The sequence below is a fragment of the Acetobacter sp. UBA5411 genome, from assembly GCF_002409645.1.
GTDB lineage: Bacteria > Pseudomonadota > Alphaproteobacteria > Acetobacterales > Acetobacteraceae > Acetobacter.
Genome location: NZ_DHNR01000002.1, coordinates 1 through 580 on the forward strand (window position 1 = coordinate 1; position 580 = coordinate 580).

1 protein-coding gene is annotated in these 580 nt (G+C 55.7%); it reads left to right on the forward strand.

The features are described 5' to 3' along the window. The coding region (locus B3759_RS00465) for a LysR substrate-binding domain-containing protein (protein WP_291362607.1) at positions 1–303 on the forward strand (303 nt) is incomplete at its 5' end. Positions 304–580 lie beyond the last annotated feature (277 nt).

Sequence of the window (580 nt, forward strand, 5' to 3'; positions counted from 1 at the left end):
GTCTGGCCGCTACAGGAGAAAGGGCGCATCGCGGATCGTATCGTCCGAGGCCCCCTCCTCGCCAATAACGGGGAAACAGTAAGACGCCTGACCCTACGGGGCGCAGGACTGGCTCGGCTTGGCGACTACCATGTGCGCGATGACATCAAGACCGGCCGCCTCGTTGAAATTCTGGCTCATGCGGACGCGCAGGACGAAGAAGAGATCCATGCGCTGTATCTGGGCAGCAAACAGACACCCCAGCGTGTGAGAGTGTTTCTGGACTTTGTTATCCCTCGTCTTCAGGCATATCTGCACGCCTGACTGTTGTGCATTCTATGAAATCAGAACGAAATAATTGATCTGAGGGTGATGCTTTCACACATGCGCCAATTTAATCGGCGGCCCACTTCGCTCCCATTGCCCCTGCATTTTCGATGAATCTGCATACACTTCTTGCCTTCTGGACGATCTCGATCCTCCTTGCCGCAACCCCAGGTGCTGACTGGGCGTATGTCATTTCCGCCGGAATACGTAATCATGCCGCGGTCGTTCCCGCCGTGTTCGGGCTGTTTCTGGGATATCTCGCCATTACCGGAAC